The following is a 4,733-nucleotide window of genomic DNA, read 5'->3' as shown; positions in this document are numbered from 1 at the left end:
CTAGGAAAGCTGCTTTCTTTGCTTACTTTCTTTGCAGCAGCAAAGAAAGTAAGTCCCGCCCCGGACAGGGGCAGTGCGAATAGACCGACGCGAAAGCAAGTTCCACCACAGAGAAGCGCAAGCGCCCCGGACGGCGTTCAACGAACCAAACCAGCCCGAACCCCAAGCGCCAGCGACCACCCTCACCACGGTGACTTGTAAATCTCCCGCGGCTTGGCCGCGGCAACCGGCTTGCCGCCCACCGGCTGCTGATACAACGCCGCTGCCGCTGCGTCCGGGGTCTGCACCATCTTCGCATCACGATTGCGCGCAAGCGGCCGCAACTGGACCCGGCCGCCGCCCTGGCCCGCCATCGGCTCGACGCCATCCTGCTTCGCCAATAACTTGTCGGTCGGCGACGATCCCTGCACCGTCTGCGCGTTCGCGTTCGTCACGGGCCCGCGCTGTCCGCCCTTGCCGTTCATCGGCGTGCCATACGGGTCCGCATAGGCTTTGGGCGTGCCGAGCATGTCGAGCTCGGCCGCATCGGCGCCATTGCCGAGCGGCGCCGCGTGCGCGCCCTGCGTGCACAGCAGCGCCGCCGGAACACACAGCGCGGCGAAGAGCGAAAGGAAGGTCGAGCGGGTCTTGCGTGTCATGAAGTTCTCCTGTGCGCCCACGATCCGGCGCATGCCGGCGGGGATGTCGATGGTCTCGCCAGACGAATTTTCCGCCGGCGCGAGCGCATTCGTATGCATGCGCGCGTACATGAAAACAGGATATTCCGAGTGCCCGGCCGCTACCGCCAAAAGTCTTTCTCATGCGGCCATTCGTGCAGTAGCGCACGCGGGCGCTTGCACCCTTCGACCATAATCGATTTCAACAAAGATCGGTTTAAATGATCAATGAGAGGCGGGCCTTCACGGCTGCGAACGCCCTTGAGCAAAGCACTTAAAAGCACTCGAAGTGCATGGCTATCACGCGGGGATCGGTCAAATGGAAAGGGCGATAGAGGAACGTTGCGTCGGCGAGGCCCGCAGCACGGACAACGCGCAGACACCCGGTGTCGGTGCGCGGGGCAAGGTCATCGACCTGTCGAAGGCCGGTCCGGGTAATTACATCGCGAAGCGCAGCTTTCTCATCGAGACCGTCTGGTTCTTCCTCGAAGCATGCTTCATCAATAACAAGCTGATTCCGGTCTCGTCGCTGCGTGTCGCGCTGCTGCGCGCGTTCGGCGCGCGGATCGGGAAGAACTGCCGCATGCCGCATCCGATCCGCGTGAAGGCGCCGTGGAATCTCGAAGTCGGCGACAACTGCTGGTTCGGCGTCGACGCATGGATCTATAACCAGACCTCGATTTGCATCGGCTCGAATGTCTGCATCTCGCAAGGCGCGTTTCTCACGACGGGTTCGCACGACGCCGCCGGCAACATGGACCTGCGCGTCGCACCGATCGTCATCGAGGACGGCGTGTGGATCACATCGAAATGCGTGGTGCAAATGGGCGTGACGATCGGACGCTCGGCACTCGTGACCCCGATGTCCGTCGTGCATCGCTCGCTCGAAGCGGAAGGCGTGTACGGCGGTAATCCGGTGCGATACATCAGGAAGCGTTTTTCCGCCTAATTCGCCATACGTGAGCTGCACGGGCATGCGTCGCAGCGCACGGTTTCTATGCATGAATCGCAGTACCGGATGCGAACCGTCAGCAGAGAACGGACGCATGTGCCCGAGGCGACGGAAGAGCTTGGCCGTAAGCGCCGCCAGTTTGGCGGGTCGGCTATTTCTTCCGGGTCGAATATCACGGGGGGCAATGCTTGAAAGTTCTCGCTGCCGCGCGAGACAGCCGTGGCTGTCGTCGCTCGCATCGCCGGGAACCGGTGAGGACGCGCGAATCCTGCACGAGTCCTGTCGCCGTCAAGGCGCGAAGGGACCGCGGGCGGAAGCGGCGTATCGATTGTGGATCGCGACAGCGTGTCGGTTCGGCCGAAGGGTTCGGTCGTGGACCAGAAGAATCGCTGAGCACGAGTGAGAGGGAGTACGGGGAATGTTCATCGACAGCCGTAGCGTAGAAGATGGCGCAGTCATCGAGACCACGGTGTGCATCATCGGCGCGGGGGTGGCGGGCATTACGCTCGCGCGGGAGCTGGAAAAACAGGGCATCGGCGCCTGCCTGCTGGAAAGCGGCGGCTACAAGGCCGATAGCGATACGCGGGACCTGTATCGCGGCGAAAACGTCGGCGTGCCCTACGAATTCGCCGACGGTTGCCGCAGCCGCTTTCTCGGCGGCAGCAGCAACTGCTGGGGCGGCTGGTGCCGTCCGCTCGATCCCTGGGACTTCGAGAAGCGCGACTGGGTGAAGGACAGCGGCTGGCCTTTCAGCCTGGACGAACTGCGCCCGTATTACGCGCGCACGCACGCGCTTCTGAAGCTCGGCGAGAACAACTTCGAGCCGGCGTACTGGGAAGCGGCGATCCACCGCAACGACGTGCGGCGTCATCCGTTCCCGAGCGGCCGCGTGCGCGACACGATCTCGCAGTTCAGCCCGCCGGTGCGCTTTGGCAAGGTGTATCGCGAGGAGTTGCTCAACGCGCGGCACGTGCGCGTCTTCCTGTATGCGAACGCGCTCAACATCGACACCGATCGTGATGCGAAGTCCGTCACGAAGATCGATGTCGGCACGCTGTCGGGCCGGCGCTTTGCGGTGAAGGCCAAGGTCTTCGTGCTGGCGACGGGCGGGATCGAGAATGCGCGGCTCCTGCTGTCGTCGAACAAGGTGCAGAGGGCGGGCCTCGGCAACGGGCATGACCTGGTGGGCCGCTATTTCATGGACCATCCGCGGATCATGTCGGCGAAGGTGAACTTCAAGAAGGCGTGGGCGCGCAACAAGCTCTACGACATCAAGTATCACTATCAGAATACGGCGGTCGCCGCGCACGGCACGTTCATCTCGTCGCAGTTCGCGCTGACGAAGGACGTGCTCGAGAAGGAAAAGCTGCTGAATGCGCGCTCGTGGTTCTACTCGGTCTTCAAGGGCGAGAACACGGAAGGTTCGGAGGCGCTGATTCGCTGCAAGCAGGCGTTGCTCAAGAAGGACCAGCCGGGCTGGAACTTCACGCGGGACTTGCTGACGATGATGTCGCATCCGGTCGATACCGCGTGCTTCGGGCTTGCACGTCTTTTGCAGCCGCGCCCGCTCATCACGGAAGTGAAGATCCAGACGATCGTCGAGGCCGAGCCGAATCGCGACAGCCGCGTGACGCTCTCGGACAAGAAGGACAGTCTCGGACTGAATCGCGTGAAGGTGGACTGGCAGGTGACGGAACTCGTGAAGCGCACGTTCGACCGCACCGTTGCGCTGCTCGCGGATGAACTGCAGCGCGGCGGCGTGGCGGATGTCGAACTCGACGAGACGCTGGAAGGCAAGCCGTGGCCCGCGCAGCTGGAAGGCACGTGGCATCACATGGGCACGACGCGCATGCACGATTCGCCGAAGGAAGGGGTCGTCGATCGGAACTGCAAGGTGCACGGCATGAGCAATTTTTATGTCGCGGGCAGTTCGGTGTTCCCGACCGTTGGGGCGAACTTCCCGACCATCACGATTGCCGCGATGACGCTGCGTCTCTCCGAGCACATCGCGCATGCGCTCAAGACGTCCGAAGGCACGAGCGCGACGGTGACGCCGCTCATCGTCGGGGAGCATCAGCCGATGGAACGGCCGGAGGAAGAGCCGTTGCCGTTCGCGGCTTCGACGCTGCACATGCCGTCGGATCTCGCTTTTCAGATGGGCAAGAAGTAGGGGGGCGCTGGCGTTCGGGCGGGGTTTGGTTTGTTTTGTATTGTTGAACCCCGTCTGATGCGCCTGCGCCTTTGCTGAACTTGCTTTCGCGTCGGTCTATTAGCTTTGCCCCTGTCCGGGGCGGGACTTACTTTCTTTGCTGCTGCAAAGAAAGTAAGCAAAGAAAGCAGCTTTTTCAGTCAGTAGTTACAGCACGGCAACGCACTAGAAGCACTGAGTGGACATACCGCCTAAGTGTCGCCCTTAAACATCCACCCGGCTTGGCGCGCAGTACGACTGACACCTCTCGAACTTCAACAAAGTCGTATGCGCTCCGTTAAGCTCCGTCCGCGCTTCGCTCGGACGACGGGCACAACAAAAAACAGCGGACTGCAACCTCAACCGCGCGACCCGATGTACCCCTCGTTAGCGAAGCGGGAACGGATGGATGACTGCTGTGCCAATCCCTTTGCTGTGCGATGACACAGTGGTTAATCGCACCAAGCCCCTCTTGTTCTTGAGGGCGACACTTAGGCGGTATGTCCACTCAGTACTTCAAAGGTGTTGCCGCCTGAAGACTGCTGACTAAAAAGCTGCTTTCTTTGCTTAGGAAGGTCTGCATAACTCTCCCAACGATGGCCGGAATGAATTACGCTTGAAACGGGCTCAACCGGATGAGGTGTGGTGATGTCGCAAATGGATCTTGGCTTGAACCTGTCGACCAAGCGTACCCGCAAACGCGAATTTCTCGATGAGATGACACGCGTGGTGCCGTGGCAGAAGCTGATTGATCTCATCGAGCCGCACTACCCGAAGGGCAAAACGGGTCGCCCGCCATTTCCGATCCCAACGATGCTGCGCATCCACTTCATGCAGCAGTGGTTCAGCCTGTCGGACCCGGCGATGGAGGAAGCGCTGCACGACATACCGCTGTATCGGGAGTTCGCGTTGCTGGATTCGGGCATGACGCGACTGC

General features: G+C 61.4%; 4 protein-coding genes. 3 read left to right on the top strand and 1 reads right to left on the bottom strand.

Features of this window, described 5'->3' with window-relative positions; all coding sequences use genetic code 11:
* Window positions 1-182: 182 nt before the first annotated feature.
* Complete coding sequence (locus tag AWB66_RS32040) at window positions 183-749, bottom strand: hypothetical protein (RefSeq protein ID WP_087633993.1); 567 nt, start codon at window positions 747-749, stop codon at window positions 183-185.
* 226 nt (window positions 750-975) lie between these two features.
* On the opposite strand from AWB66_RS32040, the gene AWB66_RS32035 reads away from it, so the two are divergent.
* From AWB66_RS32035 to AWB66_RS32025, 3 genes are all read left to right on the top strand, one after another.
* Complete coding sequence (locus AWB66_RS32035) at window positions 976-1,605, top strand: DapH/DapD/GlmU-related protein (protein ID WP_125469881.1); 630 nt, start codon at window positions 976-978, stop codon at window positions 1,603-1,605.
* A gap of 421 nt (window positions 1,606-2,026) precedes the next feature.
* Window positions 2,027-3,778 carry an FAD-dependent oxidoreductase gene (locus AWB66_RS32030; RefSeq protein ID WP_087633992.1) on the top strand — a complete coding sequence of 584 codons (1,752 nt, stop codon included), beginning with the start codon at window positions 2,027-2,029 and terminating at the stop codon, window positions 3,776-3,778.
* Between the two features lie 666 nt (window positions 3,779-4,444).
* On the top strand, window positions 4,445-4,733 hold a 289-nt coding region (locus AWB66_RS32025; protein WP_143328376.1), incomplete at its 3' end, for a transposase.

The organism is Caballeronia telluris, assembly GCF_001544495.1.
GTDB classification, from domain to species: Bacteria; Pseudomonadota; Gammaproteobacteria; order Burkholderiales; family Burkholderiaceae; genus Caballeronia; species Caballeronia telluris.
This window is presented reverse-complemented; position numbering and strand designations above follow the sequence as displayed.

Bases quoted from the DNA above. Each gene is read 5' to 3' on its own strand.
- AWB66_RS32040 (WP_087633993.1), bottom strand. From the start codon at position 749: ATGTACGCGCGCATGCATACGAATGCGCTCGCGCCGGCGGAAAATTCG.
- AWB66_RS32035 (WP_125469881.1), top strand. From the start codon at position 976: ATGGAAAGGGCGATAGAGGAACGTTGCGTCGGCGAGGCCCGCAGCACG.
- AWB66_RS32030 (WP_087633992.1), top strand. From the start codon at position 2,027: ATGTTCATCGACAGCCGTAGCGTAGAAGATGGCGCAGTCATCGAGACC.